A 19170-nucleotide genomic window follows, 5' to 3' on the forward strand; every position below is an offset into this window, starting at 1 on the left:
TGCTTGTTTTGATATGGTCTTTTTTCTTTTTTCTTTTTTTGGGGCCTCCCGCAGCTTTGCTGCGGGCGCTCCCTTGCAGGGCTCGCTCTTCGCTCGGCCCTTCGCCAGCTTCGCTGGCTCGGTCTGGCCCTGCGGGCCACCCTTTCAGGCAGCTAGGCCGCTCAGCCAATGAGCCTAAGCCATGATTCGGCTATCGGCCCTTTTGGGGGCTTTTCTTTCTTGCTGGACCAATTGGTCCAATTAGCTGCAAGTTGGGGCGGCTGGCCGCCCTTGGCCCAAAGGGCCAAAACGGCCTAGCGATGGTAGGCAGTGGCCAAAGGCCAGACCCAGGCGCTGAAAGCGCCGCAGGGCCGAGCGAATAGCGAGCTGCCGAACGTAGCGCCGACGAGCGAAGCGAGGCGGAGGCCCCAAAACAACTATACAAAAAAGAATAGCAGAGCAAGTAGCCGAGCCAGGGCCCCACTACTTGCCTATTGGCTAACGATAAATGACCACCTTTCGCTGGCTGTATACCGTCTCATTATATACACTAAAGATATAAACTCCTGGAGTCAATCCATCGGTTTGGATCTGTAAATTTTGCAAGCCAGGCTGCAATTGTCCATCTTTCAATCGGCGGCCCAAAAGGTCCACCAACTGCCAGTTGTAATCTCCTTTGAGGGGAGCGCCAAAGTCTACTTGGAACTGCTCCTTGGCGGGGTTGGGATAAAGATTGAGGTCCAAAATTTCAGCTCCATCTTCATCGGCCAACTCCTCAATAGCCACTGGCCCATTAAAGAGATTGAGGTTTCTTGAGCTATTGACCTGCAATACCTCCTTGCTTTGGCGGTTTTGCACAAAAACAGTCACCTTGAGTTGTGTGGGGTCAATCTGCGTGGGGTCAAAGGTCCAGGTTCGAGTATAAGGCAAGACATCGCCCATCACCCAAGCACTTGGAATTTGCTCGCCAGCGCCATCGGGCCGCATTGCCTTTAGGACCGACATCATAGTATGGGCCTGCAGGCTAGGAATACTATCCTGAGTAATGGCCACATGAACATCTAGGCTATCCGTCAAAAGCATAACATCCTCCAAAGCTTCAATTTCGAAGGCCGTGCTCAAGACGCCATTTTGCACATTGACGGGGAACATCTTGATATCAAATTTTGCATCTTGCAGCATTTGCATATCCATTAGCTCCTGTTGGTAGCGCACTAGGCTACTGGTGGTATTGGCCAAGGCAGATCCGTTTAGGCGGACCTGATCGGCATCGTTGATTCCGTAGTAGAGTACTCTAGCACTCGACTCATCGGCAGAAAAGACATTGAGATAATCATAGCCGCCATAGTTGGTATGGATCTGCAAAATTTGCACATCTCTTCCGTAAAGGTTGCTATAAACGGTGCTATAAAGATCGCGTTCAATATCATCAATGCCCGCATAATTCTGGTTGCTAAAGTGCTCTAGCAAAACAGAGCGACTTCGGTTACCGATATAGACATCATCAAAGGCGAAACCTTCATAGAGTGCGCCTCCACTACCATTTGCTGCGGCAAAGGCGATACGGAAGCGAAGATTATCGCGGTTGCGCAAATCGCCTCCGCTCACATCTAGGCGATAGCGGGCATCCTCCCAGCTATTGCTCGTTCCGGACCAGCCGATGGGGGTACCATCTTGGTTACCGGGATCACTCACCACATAAGTGGGGTTATACCAATTGAGTCCTTTATTTCGGATACCTAGATTTCTCCAAGTCTGAGTAGAATCGTCGAAATACTGCATAACGGCACCATCTGTGCCTTGGCGGCTATCTCTCCAGATATTCAGTTTGACCATTGGGCGGCCCAAAGTAGAAATATCGAAGCAAGGGCTATAGACCCATCCGGCCTCAGCTTCTGGATAAGGACCGTTGGGAGCGGTGGCCCAGACATGGTTGCCATATTGAATAGTGGTAATTCGGAAGCCATCGGCCAAGCCCCAAGCCCAGAGCGAATCATTGGGTAGGTTGATGGTGCTATCCTCATTTTCCTGGAACCAGTTGCCGGCATCGGCCTCAAAGTCTTGGAAATAAGGCATAGTATCATTTACCAAATACTTGGGCGAAACCACAATTCGGCGAGAGAAGCTGGTATCACATTGTCCACGGTTGACGACAGTCAAACTGGGGAAGTAAATTCCGGGCTGCGCATAATTATGGTATTGCGTGGGCACATTAACCGGATCGACCAAACTAAAGAGCGTATCGCTCAGGCCATCGCCATAATTCCAGACCACCATCGTAATACTATCCAAAGCGGGGACACTATTGCTCAGGCCGGGAGGAGATGCGTTAAATTGTACGCTATCGCCTTGGCAGCCCCCCTCGCTAAAGAAGTGGACCTCTGGAGCGTTATAGACATCAATTTGGTGTTGGATGGTATCGGTACAGCCCGAAACCGTATCCGTATAATAGTAAATCACTTGTCGGCTACCCAATTGGGCCATAGGATTGAAGAGGCTATCGCCTACAATTCCGGCAATGGCGCCAAGCGTAATATCCTCAAAGGTTCCGCCATAAGGCGTTGCAGAGAGCGGAACTCTTTGTGCGCTATCGGCTACACAGAACGTATTGGGTGCATTGACCAGCTGTAAATCTGGTGTGGGGCGCACCTCAATCATCTGAATTGTAGAATCTAGACAAACGCCACCTGCATGATAGCGGGCCGAGATAAACTCATAAGTAATTCGGTGAATATTTGTGGTATCGCCATAAGCCAGCGTATCGGGGATAAGCTCAAAGATACCTGTTGGAATTTCGTAATAATTCAGGTAGCTCGTTCCACCAAAAGGAGAAGGAATAATCAAGCTAGCAGGATCATTTTCGCAATAGACATAGCGTCCAGTAATAGTATCTAGATATTTGCTATCAAAGCCAGCAAAACCGAGTTCGGGCACCGTATCGATGACGATCACCTCTGAACGGGTATTACTACATCCGCGAGCATCGGTAAAGCTATAATGGATAGTATCTACCCCGCCATTGGCTTGTTGAGCTTCATAGGCCCAGTTACCAAAGGTCACACTCCAAGTCATGCCTAATCCACTGCTAGTCGTAAAGATACCTGACTGGCTAAGGCTAGGTTGTGTTCCGATATATTGCGGAATGGGGTTAATATTTCCTTGATACTGATTGTAAGCTTGTAGCGTAGCAGCGGGCTGGCTAAAACAGGCGTGGATAGTTGGATCATTTCGGTTGAATAAACTATCGCCGGGCATGTTATAGATCAACTGCGGAAGTGGATTGAGGACCGCTGTATCATAGACGGTATTATAACATCCATTAGAAAGGTAAGTATAAGTTACAATTGCACTTCTACCTCGATCGAAGATACCTGAAAGCGCAGGATTAAAGTGTCCGGCCACAGCATCGACAATCATATTGGTATCGATAGCGGCAAAGGCACCAAAATAACCTGTTGTCAAACCGGGCGTAGGCATTGGACCGCCATTGGGGTTCACGCCTAAGACATAAATAGTATCATCGGCACAAATTTGAGTAGGTAGTCCTGTAATCGTTGCATCGGTAAGGAAGTTATTGATTTGGATGGTGTCCACAATAGTATCCTTACAAAGCGTAATAGGGTCTTGGTAAGTATAGGCCAAACCTTCTTCACCAAAAGGAATAGCGGTTCCGCTAATAAATGGAGTAAAGAGAGGCGGGCTCACTGAAGTATCAAAGCTCGATGGAATTGTATTACTGGGGTTTCCTTGCTCATAACTAAAGAGGCTAAAGAAATCTCCGCCCAATGGGCTAGCAAAGAGCGCTACAGAATCGCCTTCACAATAGAAAGAATCTAGCGGCACCCCATTATCTGTTGTCAGCGTCAAGTTGGGCAAGGGCAGAATCTCTACATATTGTGTGAGTACGGTATTACAACCATTCACATCTGTATAATCATAAGTAATCGTATCTAATCCCACTCCAGCTGCAGAAGGATTATAGAGCGGGTTAGTTGGGTTAGTTCCGCCATTGTAGACGCCATTACCAGTCAGTTGTACAACATCACCGGGGTTATAAGCCATTGGAGCTTGTAGGTGCCAGCTTGTATTATGCTCATAGAGGTCTAAAATAGTCGTATCAGCATTTAGGCAGTAGACAGAATCTAGTGCTGTAATTGCGATATCGGGCATGGCAAAAACCGTAAACAAGGCACTATCTCTGGCTTCGCAACCAAAGGTATCTTGCGCGATATAAACCACATTATTCCCCCCCACAACAGCAGGAGCAAAAGCGGGATTAAAGACCTGTCCAGATCGGGTAGTCCCCACCAAGAACATCCCTGCGGCAGTATCGAGTACGCCGGGCACCGAAGAGCTAACCGAAATAGTATCGGCTGGATCAAGTCGGCAGTAAGTGGGACCATTTGGTGCAAAAATACTTACCGAGAAGGTATCGGGAATGTAAATAGAGGTAGAAGTAGAATCTACACAAGCATTTCCCTGATAGACATAGGTGAGTAAATGGCTACCTACGCCTTGGCTAGCGGCCTGTTGGTTAGGATTAAAGAGGTTTCCGACCAAAGGCTGATAATTGATATAATATTGTCCGCCATTAGGAATACCCGAAAATTGCTGAGTACTGTTGTCTTGGCAGAAAATGGTATCGGCTAAAATAGCGGGGTTAATTTGAGCGGCAATAGGATCTTCAATAACCACCTGCTTACTCAATTCTGCAATAGTATAAGCTACATTATTCAGTGAGAACGTAGGAGTAAAGTAGGTATGATAGCGCTCATAGCGGAAGCTAATAGATAGATCAGTAGTAGTTCCAGACACCAAAGCGGGAATAAAAGCAAAGCGTTCTGCTCCTTGCGTTAGGCTAATGGGTTGAAGACCACCATTACTAGAGCTAAGGCTCATCACATTGATAAACTCATCGTAGCTATAATTAACATTATCCGTTACGCCAAGGCTAGGTTGATATGCATAATTAGAGTCGAGCAAATAAGTCATCCCATCAATTTCCAAGTACATCGAGTTCGCATTACGGCCAATAAAGATCGTATCGGCATTGCGGCAGAGGAACTTAGGAATAGAATCAAGAGTAATTGGCTTTTGCCAAACATCGATAAGTTGTTCAGTTTCGTTTCTACAACTTCCATTGACAAAGCGGTAAATAGCAGTATCTACCGTTTGATTTGCTGTAGCGGCTAGAGGAATCGTATTAGCGAGTAATTCGCCGCTATTGATATAGGTTCCCACATAAAAGCCAGGGAAGAAGCGGCTATCGAGTGGCCAAATCAGGCGCGTCAAGTCCGTCATAGGTACATTGGTCTCTGTTACAGAGATAGGCGTAAACTCAATACTATCCACCTCATTATTGTTAATGCTAACAGGAATTACGGCCACCACAGAGTCGGGGCAAGCTGCTGCATTATTAGAATAAGTAGGTTGATAGACATAAGTCACCTCTAATTGTTGTGTACCAGATACAGGCGTATAGTTTTGTACATTTTCTACCAATAAGTTGTTGCCAGAAATCAGGCTAGGCTCATAGGTAGATGGGGTAGCTGCATAAGCCGCCTTAAAGATTCCGGGTTGAGGGAAGCCTGAAAGCGCAATAGTATCTGCGGAAGAGCAGAGTGGTTGAGGCACTCCATTTAAGCTAATGGCTACAGAAGGATTTTGGACCACCAAGAAGAAATCAGAGACATATTCATTTCCACTAACACTATCTCTCAAAACAACTTTTCCTGTCACTGCAGAAGAAGGCACCACAACGGGAATATTTCCAGACCAAACCCCTGCATACTCGCTCAGGCCTGCCGTAGAAACAGCTAGTGTATCATAAGTAGTGGCTGAAGTCGCAATAAGAATTTGGTTAGGTTCTAGTGTAATATTACTCAAATAAAAGACTAGACTATCTTGAACACAAGCCTCTTCGGCTGGAGCCAAGGGATTGAGGTTCGCTACATCTAGGCTAGGTGGAGAGAGAACATCAATCGTATCAAAAGTTTCAAAGAAACAATTTTGATTTTGGTACTCAAAGCTAATAATATGACTTCCAGAACCAGCCAAAGCAGGAATAAAGCTATCGGTAGTTACTGCAGTAGCCTGAGGGACCGAAAGGTAACTCCCTGAGTTGTGCACTAAAACGGGTTGCAAATAATTATCTAATAAAATTGGGCCCTGAGAAATGGGGACCACCGCAACAGAATCTAGCACTAGGCCAAAATTAGCTGGAGGCAAGACCTCTATAGCCGTTGTTATTGGTGAGTAATTAACACAGCCCAAGTCATCTGAGACGACCAATTGATAATCTGCTGCATTATCAATTTGGTAAGAAGCCCCAATTGCACCAGGAATAAGCATACTGTCCTGGTACCATTGATAGTGCAAAGATAGATTTCTTATGCTATCACAACTTGTACAATTAGAAGACAGCTCAAAAGGCTGACCATTACAAATATTCGCATAAAGTGCTGTTGAGGTATCAATCGCAATCGCTAATGCGGTAGTATCATATAGATAAATAGAATCCTCTACAAAACAGCCATTAAGGCCAACACTTACCTTATACATCCCCGTAGCGGCCACACCGTTCACCAAATAGAAGGTGTCATTTACACCTAAGTTACTATAATTAAATCCATTGGTAGTATCTCCATCATAGTACCAGTTGTAAGTACAACCTACACAAGAGTCTACCTCTAGAACAACCTGTCCAGAAGGACCACAAATTGCTTCCGAAGAGGCTCGCATAGCTACTCCCAAACTCACATCACTATAGTTTCGTACTACAGAAGTATCGGTACAGCCAAAGGTATAAGGAGAGGAAGAGTAACCTGGGTAATTTTGAGTAACCACTACATAGTAATCACCACCCTGTACCACCTCGAAATAATCTTGGGTATCGGGAACAGGAACCTGTACATTATCTTGAAACCACTCATAAGTACAATTTGGGCAAAGCGTAGTATCTGGCACGGCCTCTATGATAACCGTATCCTGATTACATACATTGGCCAAAGGAGCTGTATTCAGCTGCGCATTATAAGAAAGACGAGTGATCGGCACTGAGTTAGAAACTGGTGAGGCACAACCTGATTGTAGCGTTTGCACCTCATAACTTCCTGTGGTATCTGCCGAGTACGTACTTTGACTAACAGTTTCTTGCCAAGTTACAGTGTCTCCTTGCTCATTATAACCACTATAGGTCCAGATATACTGACAGCCAGCACAAGCAGGAGTTGATAAAATCACTGGACTGGTACTACAGATATTTGTAGCACTAGCAACAGTTACAGCCGGCACGGGCAAAACAGTATCTTTAATCTCAATTACTGGCGATTGGTAAACACAGTTAGAAATTGTATCTCTTACCTCTACAGAATAACCGTTTGGAACATTAGTCCGATAAGAGTTAATGGAGTCAGGTTGACGATTAACCCCACTTGCCAACTTAAAGGTATACAAGCAATTTGGAGAAGGCGGCACAGACAAAGTAACAGAGTCTCCACCACAACTATAAATTGATGGACTTGCATTAAGCACCGGATTGGCTCCGGCAGAAGATGAACGCACCACAACACTATCTGAAAATGCACGACATCCACTAGCATTAACAACCTCTAAGAAATATGTTCCTGCCTGTGATGCACTATGAGTATACCCATTTGAACCAGGAATTTGAACTCCATTATAATACCACTGATAAGACCAATTGGGAGGTAACTCATAACTCCCAATAATCTCAAGACTTACAGCAGCCCCATTACACAAATAAAGGTCAGTTGAATCAACTTTAGGATTAAAGGCTTCAAATGTAATCGTATAATCTGAAGATTTATGGATACAACTATTTGGATATTGTAGCTCTACAGAAAAAACTCCAGCCTGATTCGCTACATAACTAGAACTAGTAGCTCCCGGAATTACAGCAGCATTGAGATACCATTGATAGTGACAATCTACACAGCTATTTGTACTCAGAGTAATCGTATTAGTACCACATAACTTACTTCCTGTCCCTGTAATCACTGGAGGAGTTGTCGTTCCGACCCCAATATCCGCTACAGCAGATTCTTCTTCACAAGCTAGCGTATCTGTTACCTGAACAATATAACTACCTGTGTCCGCAACATTAGGTAAACTCAATACAGTTCCCGTACCAACAACAGAGGAAGAAATAGTTCCATTATTATCTGTCTCATACCAGCTATAAGTACAACCCAAACAAGGATTATCAACCTGCAGTATAGCTGGATTCGTCCCACAAATATTATAAGGGTCTGCATCTATCTGAGGCACAGCCAAACTGCTACTCTCAATCACCAAATCATTAGAACGACCCTCACAACCACTCACCACATCTGTAACCGTGACACTATAAGTCCCTGTCCCCATAGCAAAAGTGAATGGACCAGTCGTTCCATCACTCCAGCTATACTGACAACTCGAACAAGAGGCTCGAGGAATAGAACGAATAACCACCGGCCGCCCATTACATATAGAAGGACGAATTACTCCGTTAATATCTTCCGCATAAATAGGAGGAGTCAGATAAGCACCAGGTTGTACATCCTTCTGAAGAATAGTCGGACATCCATACTGATCAGAAATCTCCACATCATAAACACCCGCTATATCTGCCAAAATTTGCTCATTATTTGAGCTAGCTAAAGAGGTAGTTGGCGGATCCCAAACATAACTACAACCCGGACAGTCTATTACCGTTAATAAAGCCCCCGTATTTGCACAAATTTTTGCCGTATCCGGAATAATACGGGCTGCCGTAAATGGATAATAATCTAAATTGACAGAAGCCTGCCCCTTACATCCATCTACATTTGCCTCTACTGTATAAATATCATCATCAAATAAAGAGGCATTCTGTACCATAGACACAGTGTCCCCAGAACTATTCAACCAAATATAAGATGCCCCCGCAGAAGGTGAGGCTGATGCCCCCAAAGTGGTGGAGTCACCAAAGCAAATTACGGCATTACTTAATGAGGTGCTAACAGTAACTGAAGGATTAACTACAAAGTTAAACGTATCCCGAGACACACAAGCAGAATAAGCCTCTACCGCCTCTAAATGCACCTGATTCGTCCCTAGATTGTTTGTATTTAAACTAAAAGTCGACAAGTTATTTGTCAAGACTACATTATTATTTACATCTGTCCATGTATTCTGAAAGTTTACACTCCCTTCTGGACTATCCGTCCAAGCTGTGATTTCTATAGACTCTGACAAACATATCGTATCTTTTTCTGCAGACAATACAATAGTCGGACAATCATACTTGGCCAAGAAACCATCATAATATGAACTCTCCTCTGTATAGGGAGATCCTGGCGCAGGAGAATAATTAGTTACGCCTGTACTATATCCAGACAAATAATAAGCCTCCTCCGAAAAAACAATTCCTGTTAAATACTCAGCAGATGTTCCCCAAAACTGTATATGATTATTAAAACTACCCGTACTCGCATCAAAACTAGCAATCCCCGCATCAGTAAAACTGCCTCCCGTCACCGGAAAACCAATCTGCTGAACAACCGGCACAGTAGCCGTTGTCATAGGAGAACTGCCTACAGCTAAGTCTTCTATCGTTTCCGAATAGAATAATACATTGATATTTCCTATCTCATCCAATACTAAACCACTCCCCCCATGAAGACGAACGTCTCGGTAGTTTACAGGTACCCCCAAACGCTGTAACCAAGAAAAATTAACTGTAGGAGCACTGTCATCTATTACACGACCTACAGCAACCGTATGCGCTGTTACTGCTCCTGGATTAACATCTAATGTTGGTAAATTCACCGTAGACCCATTTACCCGTAGGTTAGCTGTACTCTCATACTCAAAAGAAAAAAACAGCCCCAAATTATCATCAATTGCTACATCAACAATACGTTGGTCCGAGTTGGTGGTCGTCGTAGATTCTATACTCTTGCGCCAAACTGTTGCCCCTGTAGAACGATCTATCTTTAATGCAATTCCATCCGGAGTAAAAGGATAGTTCCCCCGCGAATCACTTATACAAGTACCCGGGTTATTCTCCAAGTTATACTCCCCTATCAAATCTCCAATATAATCCCCTACAGCATAAACATGACTTCCATCTACAGCTACTCCACGAAAAATAGCCGTCCCCTCCGCATCCAATGCCTTGGCCCAAACCAATTCATCAAATTGACTCATATCCAACTTAAAAATAAGTGCGTCAGAAGAAGATCCTCCTCCAGTACAACGCCCCCGCTTCAAACGCTCAGAACCTGTCTCCGGACGAAGTGTCTTGTCAGACATTCCCACAACATAACAATCCCCCTGATCATCTACAGCAATATCCTGTAACTGAGAAGAATTAGCATAAACCGTCCCTCCATTAGAGTTTGTACGCACATAAGCCGTTTTTATATAACGACCATCAAATCCATACTTGCTTACAAAAAATACAGGCTCCTGATTCACTTCCGTTACCGGAGTAGCACTATTAGTGCTCGAAAAAATTAAAGTGGCATTATTCCTCGTAGATCGAAATGATCCCGCCACATAAATCCCATCATGCCCAACAGCCAAGGTGTTCCCCTGAGAAGGCCCCATGCTCAAAGGATTAGAAATTGTACGATCTGTCTGTATACTAACCTCCCACAAAATTTCTCCAGCAGGCGATAGCTTATACAAGTAAATACTATAATTATTATACATCCCCGCAGTATATATATTCCCATCACTGTCCTTTCCTACCCCCAAACCGCGGTCATTGGTAAACAACCCATTGCTATTCCCCACCATCAAAGGCTCCGGCGAATCCGTATCCCGCAACAACCACGCAAGGTTGCCATCCAATTGTCCAAATACTGTCGTTACCGACAAAAACAACAACAAAAAATTAAGTATAATTTGTCTCATATATTCTACTCTTGGTTAGTGCTTTTACTTGATGCGTACAACTCCTAAAACTAATACTTTATAAGCGTTTTACCTAAGCTTTATGCTGCTTTATAGCCAAGACCTCCTCTATTTTTTTTATTAAGTCCTTAACTTTTAAAACAAAAACTATAGCTTTAGTTTAGCCATTACTTAGATTTAGTCTAGCTGGCCGCTTAACTTTTACCCCAGTTTTTAGGCAGCATAAATCTACTCCGATTAAATGACAAGCCCTAAAAGCCTTTTTCTCTTTTGTCAAGATACTATTCTATACTAAATACGTAAATAAGACGCCCCATAGATGTTCTGCCAAAAAAATAGCCCCCAAAGCAGGAAGCTATGCCGGCCCCAATGGCCCAGCGCTGCGCAGCGGTGGCCGTAGGCCAGACCCAGGGCAAGCAAAGCGCAGCCCGCAGGGCCGAGCAGACCTGCGAGCCGCGCAGCATAGCGGCGGCCGACCTAGCCAAAGGCTAGCCGGCCGCGGGCCCCAAATTATTGGTATTCAATAAATAAACTCCTCTCCTACCCTATTTCTTAGAGCCAAAGCCTACAGGCATCTCCTCCACAAATTCTTTGTTTTTCTCCTCCATCTCCTCACTGTTCAAGCCCTTGGGCATATAGTCCTCACTCAAAAATCCCATCATTTTAGGAGTCTGAAAACCATAGGTGAATTTACGGACGTTCTTGGCAATAAAGTCAAATAACTCCTGCACCGTAATAATGTAGTTGCCATCCGCATCCGCATACCCCTTAAGCCCCATAATCAAGAAGTAAGAAAATACGCCCTGCTCAAATTTTTTGGTCTCTAAAGAAATTTCCTCCGAGGCAGAAGATAAAATCATGGCCAAGCCACCATCTACCCGCTTGAAACTCTCTTTGTATTGCGCAATTACATCACGGCCCATGTTCATGTTGTTGGCCGGCGGCAACTCATTGCCGTTGTCCCGATATTCCGCATAAGTAGCCATCAAACTGCCCGAGTGACAAGCATCGGCCAAGATCAATTTAAATTTAGCATCACTGTCGTTCAACATATTGGCCACCGCCGTATGATATAAGGTGTTGCTGCCATTGCGCTGATAGTCTACAGGCAAAAATCCACCCTCCAAACCATGGCCCGCAAAGTAGAATATAATAAGGTCGTTGCTGTCCGCCTGCTCATACAAATCACCCATGCTGTTCAAGATGTTTTTGGCCGTGGCCTCCTTGTCCAACAACAGTTTAACCTGATCACTAGGCAAAGCGCCCCCCTCCGGACTACGCAAAAAACTATAAAATTTTTGCGCATCATCAATGGTGTAGGTCAATTTGTCAAAGTCCTCATAATCAGCAACGCCTACCACTACAGCCCACATCTTAATGGGGTTTTCCGTACAACGCCCCTCTACCCAACGACCACTCAATTTATGCCCGTTTCGGTAGTAATGCGTGCCCTCTCCATGAGGCAAGCCATTCTTCCAATCTCCCTCGTATTTGCTGCCATCACTATAGGTCAAGCTTCCCTTGCCCTCGTATTTTCGGTCTACAAAGTACCCCTCATAAACCCGACCTTTATAGTCCTTAGATTTACCATAGCCGTTCTCACAATCCCCCTGCAAACACTCACTGGCTTTGCGGATTTTTGGATTGACCTCTACCAAAATATTGTCTTCCCAACGCCCCGCCTTGATGTTCCCCTTGGGGTCAATCAATACCCCCTCGCCATTGTATAAACCATTCTTAAACCGCCCCTCAAAAAAGCCGCCTTTGACAAAAGAAAACTTGCCTAAGCCATCAAATTTGCCATTCTTAAATTCCCCCTCATAGGTCCCCTGGGGCATCTCGCCCAAAAATTTTCGAGCCCGACCAATCCCATTGTCGCAGTTCCCACTCAAACATTGTAGCTGCGCCTGCAACTGTATCGCCCCCATCAAAAGGAGCATGATGCCCAAAATTTGCTTTTTCATGATTATCCTGTTTCTTATTAGTGAATGTTTTACCTTGCTAAGCCGCAAATATTTATCCGTTTTCTGCTGCTGTTCTTCTTTTTTTTAGGGGCCTCCGCGGCGGCTTCGCCTTGCGGCGCTACGTTGCGGGGCTCGCAAGCCTGCTCGGCCCTTCAGCGCTGCGCGCTTCGGTCTGGCCTGACGGCCACCCCTCCACATCGCTAGGCCATTTGCCCCCTTCTTCGCTTTTGTAGGCCGCCAACCGCCTACTTCTTTAACGTAAAAAAGGAGCAAGAGATTCGCCTCTTCCTCCTTTTTCCTTCATTAGGTCAAATGCTTCAATATGGCTAGCTCATCTGCCCGCAAAGGCCGACAATGCCCAGGCCGTAAGCCCTTTTTGGTCAGCATGCCGTACTTTCTTCGGTCCAAACGCTTAACCTCATAACCAAAATGCTCAAATAATCGCCGAACAATGCGGTTGCGACCAATATGTAGCTCTACGTTCAAACTACGGCCATCACTATCTGGCACATACTCAATTTTGTCTACCGGAGCCGGACCATCCTCCAACTCTAAGGTGTTGCGAATAGCCTCTACATGCTCCTCCGCCACCGGCTTGTCTAAGGTAATGCGGTAAATTTTAGTCACCTCATAACTAGGATGCGCCATTTTTTGGGCCAAATCCCCATCATTGGTCAGCAAAAGCAAACCCGTTGTGTTGCGGTCCAAACGCCCTACGGGATATACCCGCTTCATCGTATGCTCTCTGGCAATATCCAATACGGTCCGCCGCCCCCGCTCATCACTAACGGTGCTGATGACATTATATGGTTTGTTCATCAACAAATAAACATACTCTTTTATGGGCGTAATGACTTTGCCATCTAGTTTGACCTCGTCTTTTTCTGGCTCTACCCGATGCCCCATTTCTAAAACAACCTGGCCGTTTACAGTGACTCGCCCTTCTTTGATGATCTCATCGGCTTTGCGTCTAGAACTCACCCCCGAATGAGCCAAGTATTTATTCAAACGCATATCGCTGCGCTCCTCTTGCGGCGCCTTTTGCTCTTCTTTCTGCTCCTTGGGCTGCCCCTTTCGTCTGTTGCGAAATGGCCCCCTATACTTTTCTTTTTTCATCTTGACTATATTAACTTTTCTGCCTCGCCAATGGCGTTATCTGGCAGTTTAAACTCCTTGAGCTTGGGCAGCTCTTTCATTGACGCCAACCCAAAATGCTCCATAAATTTACTACTTACTCCATATAATAAGGGTCGACCAGGATCTGTAGACCGCCCCTTTATTTCTATCAATTCTTTTTCTAGCAATTTTTGCACGGCATAATCACAGCTTACGCCCCGCACACGCTCCATTTCCGACTTAGACACCGGCTGCTGATAAGCAATTATGGCCAAGGTCTCTAGGGCCGAACGCGATAGCTTTTTCTTGCTCTTTTGCTTGAGATATATCCCAATCAAATCGTAGTAGTTGCTTTTGGTCAAAAACTGATAGCCCTCCGCAATTTCTAAAAGCTCAAAACTATATTGCTCCTCTTGGTAGCGCGCCATCAGGCCCTCTATAGCCAGTTGGACCTGTTTTTTGCTAAAGCTATCGCTAAAAGCCGACTCCAAACAAGCTACTATTTCCCCCAATTTTATCGGCAGCTCTGCACTGAAGATGAGCGCCTCTATATATCGTTCTAAATGTTCTTGCATGCTTTTGCTTATTTATAGAAGTTGGACCAAAAAGGCGGCGCAGCCGCCTTGGCCGAAGGCCAAATGGCCCAGCGCTGCGGAGCGGGTGGCCGAAGGCCAGACCCAGCGGGCGAAGCCCGCGCAGGGCCGAGCGAACAGCGAGCCCCGCAGCATAGCGGCGGCCGCCCCCCTATACAGGGCGGCCGCGGGCCCCAAAGCTAAACAATAGGATGCTTGCTCTGGACCTTCTTCTGTATCTTTTTGCGCTTGGGGTTTAGGGCCAAAAAGGCCTTACCCAAATAATCAATCAGATCGCCTGCCATTAGGCCCTCTTGGCTCTTCTCCACTACGGCCAAATCGCCCGCCAAACCATGCACATAAACCCCTAAAATACAGGCCTCTAAGGGACTATAGGGTTGGGCCAGCAAGCCCGTCAAGATGCCCGTGAGCACATCGCCACTACCCGCGGTCCCCATGCCAGGGTTCCCCGTTGAGTTGAAATAGCAGTTGCCCTCTGGGGTCGCAATACAGCTATTCGCGCCCTTGAGAATGATGTAAACCTCTAGTTCCATGGCCTTTTGGCGCAGCAATTCATAGCGCTCAAAATTGTTGTGGCTGCGGCCAAACATACGCTCAAACTCTTTGGGATGCGGCGTGAGAATACTCTGTTTGGGGATGTACTCCCACCAGTCTGGACTCTGCGCCAAAATGTTCAAAGCATCGGCATCTAGGACCGTGGGCGTATCTCGGTGCTTAAGCAAATAGCAAAGTGCATTGCGGGTTTTGTTCTTGGTGCTCAATCCGCAACCAATGGCAATTGTATTGTATTTTTGGAGATCGTAGATGCGGGTAAACACATAGCGATCATCATCTAAATTGACCATGGCCTCGGGCACAGCGCCCTGAATCACCTCATAGCCGCAGCTCGGCACATGCACGGTCACTAGGCCAGCCCCTGCCCGCAAACAAGCACGAGTGGCCAAAATAGCCGCCCCCATTTTTCCGTGGCTCCCCATAATGAGCAAGGCATGACCAAAAAGCCCTTTATGGGCATATTTACCTCTTTTCTGGTAAATATTGGCAATGGTTTTAGGCGTCACATAATAATTATGCGCTGGCAAATTGGCAATAAACTCCTGCGGCAAGCCAATAGAGCGAAAATGAAACTCGCCCACCCGATCATAATTATCGGGGAACATAAAAGCAAAGCGAGGGGTCTCAAAACTGAGGGTATAATCGGCCTGAATGCTACTGCTAACCGTAGGTTGTTCGGCCTGTAGGCCCGTGGGACAATCTAGGGCCAAAATAATATTGGGACATTGATTGATGGCTTCGACAATTTCCGCCAATTCGCCCTCTAAAGGGCGGTTAAGGCCAGAGCCCAAAAGCGCATCTACAATAATTTCACGTTCATCAAAAACGGGGAGATCGGCTAGGCTGAGGATTTCGGTAATCTCTACCTCGCCGCTAGCTTTAAGGGCCTCATATTGGTCCAAAAAGTCCTCGGTTTCTCTTTGTAAGCGATAAATAAAGACCTCTACCCCATAGCCCATTTCAGAGAGGATGCGGGCAGCGGCTAGTCCATCGCCACCATTATTTCCAGAGCCACAAAGAAAGCTCAGCCATTGGTACTCTCCGGCAGGGAACTGCTCGGCTACCCAATCTGCAAAGGTTTTAGCGGCCCGTTGCATCAGGTCCAAATTGCTAATTTGTTCGGCGGCTAAGGCGGCCTGTTCTGCCGCTCTTAGTTGTTCTAGTGTCAGTATTTTCATGATTTCTTTTTTAATGGGGAAAGTTCTTTTTTTTCTGCTTTAGTCGAGCCAAAGCTATTCAATATACAGTTCTTTTTGCAAAGAGGCCATAAATAGGCGTTCTACTTCCTGTACATCGGGCGTCCAGCCATTAAAAGAGACCACAGCTAGGCTGTATAAATGTCTGCCTATCACAATCAATCGGCCCGAAAGCTGAAAATCGGCTCCTTCTAGGCGAAAATTGTGGGCAGGATAAATATCTAGGTACAAAAAGCTATTTTCTGCCCGCAAGTTAATGCTATTGGCCTCCCGGCTATTGGCATCTAGGTCCATAATTAGGTCCTGTATCACCAAGTCATAAAAGCGCTCCTTATCTTTTTGGTAATCGGCATAAGATTGCTCCTCTTTTAAATCGGCCACCGTAAGTTGTAAGCTATAAGTTTTGGCCTCTAGTCGGTAGCGGGTTTTGCTTCGGCTTCGGTTCCTTAGGCGCCTTGGCTTTTTGGGGAAGCGAATGCTGTAGCCCTGCCCCAATTCCTTTTTGTACCAATCCTTAATCAAAGAATCTATGGGCAAACTATCGGTAGCTGCGGCAGCGGGCAAGGGCAAACTATCGGGCTCGGCTAGAGTGGGCGCCTCGCTTGAGGGCGCCTGCTCCGATTGGCAGGCCCAAAAGAACGGAAGAAATAATAAGAAGTAGATATATCGGGGCATGGCTTTTTGCGCAAAGGTACAAAGCCCCGCTTTAAAAATAGGCCAGAGGGTTTAAAATTTTATGCCTCCCCTTTTTGCTCTAGCCTAAAGCAGCCCTCTTAAGAATAGCTTAGCCAAGTTTACAATTGCCGTTTCACAAATTCCGAATAGCTTACCGCAGTTTACAATTGCCATTTCACAAATTCCGAATAGCTTACCGCAGTTTACAATTGCCGTTTCACAAATTGCAAATAGCTTAGCCTGCTTTACAATTGCCGTTTCACAAATTGCGAATAGCTTACCGCAGTTTACAATTGCCGTTTCGCAAATTGCGAATAGCTTAGCCTGCTTTACAATTGCCGTTTCACAAATTGCGAATAGCATACCCTCTTTTACAATTGCCGTTTCACAAATTACGAATAGCATACCCTCTTTTACAATTGCCGTTTCACAAATTGCGAATAGCATACCCTCTTTTACAATTGCCGTTTCACAAATTGCGAATAGCATAGCCTCTTTTACAATTGCCGTTTCACAAATTGCAAATAGCACAGCCTGCTTTACAATTGCCGTTTCACAAATTGCAAATAGCTTAGCCTGCTTTACAATTGCCGTTTCACAAATTGCGAATAGCTTACCGCAGTTTACAATTGCCGTTTCGCAAATTGCGAATAGCTTAGCCTGCTTTACAATTGCCGTTTCACAAATTGCGAATAGCATAGCCTCTTTTACAATTGCCGTTTCACAAATTACGAATAGCATACCCTCTTTTACAATTGCCGTTTCACAAATTGCGAATAGCATACCCTCTTTTACAATTGCCGTTTCACAAATTGCGAATAGCATAGCCTCTTTTACAATTGCCGTTTCACAAATTGCAAATAGCACAGCCTGCTTTACAATTGCCGTTTCACAAATTCCCAATAGCTTATCGCAAATGCAGGAGGGACTGTTCAGGATTTTGTGTATTAGAATAAAATTTGGGTCTTTAGCTTGCTAGACTTCAGCCAATAGTCGCCTAGGGACAAGCCCCTAGGCTAATCCAATGGAGTCAGCCCTAAAGGGCTTCAAAGGCTTATGTACAGGGCTTTGCTAAGTAGTTATCGCAAAGAAAAACCTCATCCAAAGGCCCTCTTTAGAGGGCTGTCTGAAAAAGCTAGCCTAGGGGCTTGTCCCTAGGCGCAGGAAAGGGCAGCCAAAAGCTTGCTTAGCTGTTTCGAAATGGGCTGCGGCTTTCAAGCTGCAGCTATGGCCGAAGGCCAAACGGCCTAGCGATGTGCAGCAGTGGCGCGCAGCGCCAGACCAAGGAGCCGAAGGCGACGCAGGGCCGAGCGAACAGCGAGCTGCGGAACGTAGCGCAGCAAGGCGAAGCCGCAGCTGAGGCCCCAACTCCTCCTACAGCAGTTTATTTTGAATCGCTAAGGGTAAATTTTGGGCATAAAAAAGGCCCCAAACCTAAGTTTAGGGCCTAGAGTAGACTTCTTTATTCTTTGGACCTTAAGAGGCCAATTTAATTTGTTCGTTATGCATCCATTTTTGCCAAAGCGCCATATTGGGGCCTAGAGCGCCCACCATTTTGATCTTAGACTTGAGGACCGACTTTGATTTTTCTAGCGGTTCTTGGACCACTTGGCGGGGGTACATACCTGAGGAGTGGATAAAAAAGCATTCTTCCGCCTCATTTTTCCAGATAAAGCCCACATGTTTATCGAGGCCTAGAATAAAGATGCCGGGGCTAGCTCGCTTGAGGTAAAAATGGAGGTCAGACATTTTGGTATAGGTCTGAATGCTAGATTTTGCGGCCATAGACTTAATAATGACCGAGGCCGCCTGCTGGCCCATTTTGGCTCGGGGCAGCTTAAAGCCTGCATCTTTGAGGCAGCCACTGACGAAGTAACCGCAGGCAATTTTTCCCTGCCCCGGTTCTTGGCTAGTGCCATGAAAAGCCCAAGGCGTACCATACCAGGCGGGAAAAATCTTTTGACTGAGTTGATCTGTGACAAAGGCCCGGCTTTCGGCAATGGCCAGCATTTGGTCCTCCTTATATTTTTTTTGGAAAATGCGCTTTTTTTGATCAATTTGGGCCAAGAGCTCTTGATAAGCCTCGGCTTTTTCGCTGGGGCTAGGTCCCTTTCTAGGCTCGGCCCAATATAAATAGAGGGCAATCAGGGCCAAACAGCCCACTAATATAAATTGATGATACAGCTTCAT

Annotated in this window: 9 protein-coding genes; 1 reads left to right on the forward strand and 8 read right to left on the reverse strand. The window is 45.8% G+C overall.

Annotated elements, in window-relative coordinates; genetic code table 11:
- The first annotated feature begins 168 nt into the window (after nt 1-168).
- Entirely contained in the window at nt 169-297 is a 129-nt protein-coding gene (locus SGRA_RS24250) for a hypothetical protein (protein WP_014373466.1), read from the forward strand.
- Between the two features lie 180 nt (nt 298-477).
- Here SGRA_RS24250 and SGRA_RS02065 read toward each other — a convergent pair whose 3' ends face one another.
- The 8 genes from SGRA_RS02065 to SGRA_RS02110 all read right to left on the reverse strand — a co-directional run bounded on the left by SGRA_RS02065 (nt 478) and on the right by SGRA_RS02110 (nt 19170).
- Nucleotides 478-10881 carry an Ig-like domain-containing protein gene (locus tag SGRA_RS02065; protein ID WP_014373467.1) on the reverse strand — a complete coding sequence of 3468 codons (10404 nt, stop codon included), beginning with the start codon at nt 10879-10881 and terminating at the stop codon, nt 478-480.
- A gap of 545 nt (nt 10882-11426) precedes the next feature.
- The gene (locus tag SGRA_RS02070; protein WP_014373469.1) at nt 11427-12845 is read right to left on the reverse strand and encodes a caspase family protein; all 1419 of its coding nucleotides are present in this window, start codon (nt 12843-12845) and stop codon (nt 11427-11429) included.
- Nucleotides 12846-13148: 303 nt separating this feature from the next.
- Entirely contained in the window at nt 13149-13961 is an 813-nt protein-coding gene (locus SGRA_RS02075) for a pseudouridine synthase (protein WP_014373470.1), read from the reverse strand.
- Between the two features lie 5 nt (nt 13962-13966).
- Nucleotides 13967-14536, reverse strand: a complete 570-nt coding sequence (scpB, locus tag SGRA_RS02080) for an SMC-Scp complex subunit ScpB (RefSeq protein WP_014373471.1) — start codon at nt 14534-14536, stop codon at nt 13967-13969.
- A 197-nt stretch (nt 14537-14733) separates the two neighbouring features.
- Complete coding sequence (locus SGRA_RS02090) at nt 14734-16287, reverse strand: NAD(P)H-hydrate dehydratase (RefSeq protein ID WP_014373473.1); 1554 nt, start codon at nt 16285-16287, stop codon at nt 14734-14736.
- A gap of 54 nt (nt 16288-16341) precedes the next feature.
- The gene (locus SGRA_RS02095; protein WP_014373474.1) at nt 16342-16980 is read right to left on the reverse strand and encodes a hypothetical protein; all 639 of its coding nucleotides are present in this window, start codon (nt 16978-16980) and stop codon (nt 16342-16344) included.
- Between the two features lie 84 nt (nt 16981-17064).
- Nucleotides 17065-17847 carry a hypothetical protein gene (locus tag SGRA_RS21105; RefSeq protein WP_245538616.1) on the reverse strand — a complete coding sequence of 261 codons (783 nt, stop codon included), beginning with the start codon at nt 17845-17847 and terminating at the stop codon, nt 17065-17067.
- Between the two features lie 609 nt (nt 17848-18456).
- Nucleotides 18457-19170 (reverse strand): hypothetical protein, encoded by a 714-nt coding sequence (locus tag SGRA_RS02110; protein WP_014373477.1) that lies wholly within the window; start codon nt 19168-19170, stop codon nt 18457-18459.

The sequence above is a fragment of the Saprospira grandis str. Lewin genome (genome assembly GCF_000250635.1).
Taxonomy (GTDB): Bacteria; Bacteroidota; Bacteroidia; order Chitinophagales; family Saprospiraceae; genus Saprospira; species Saprospira grandis.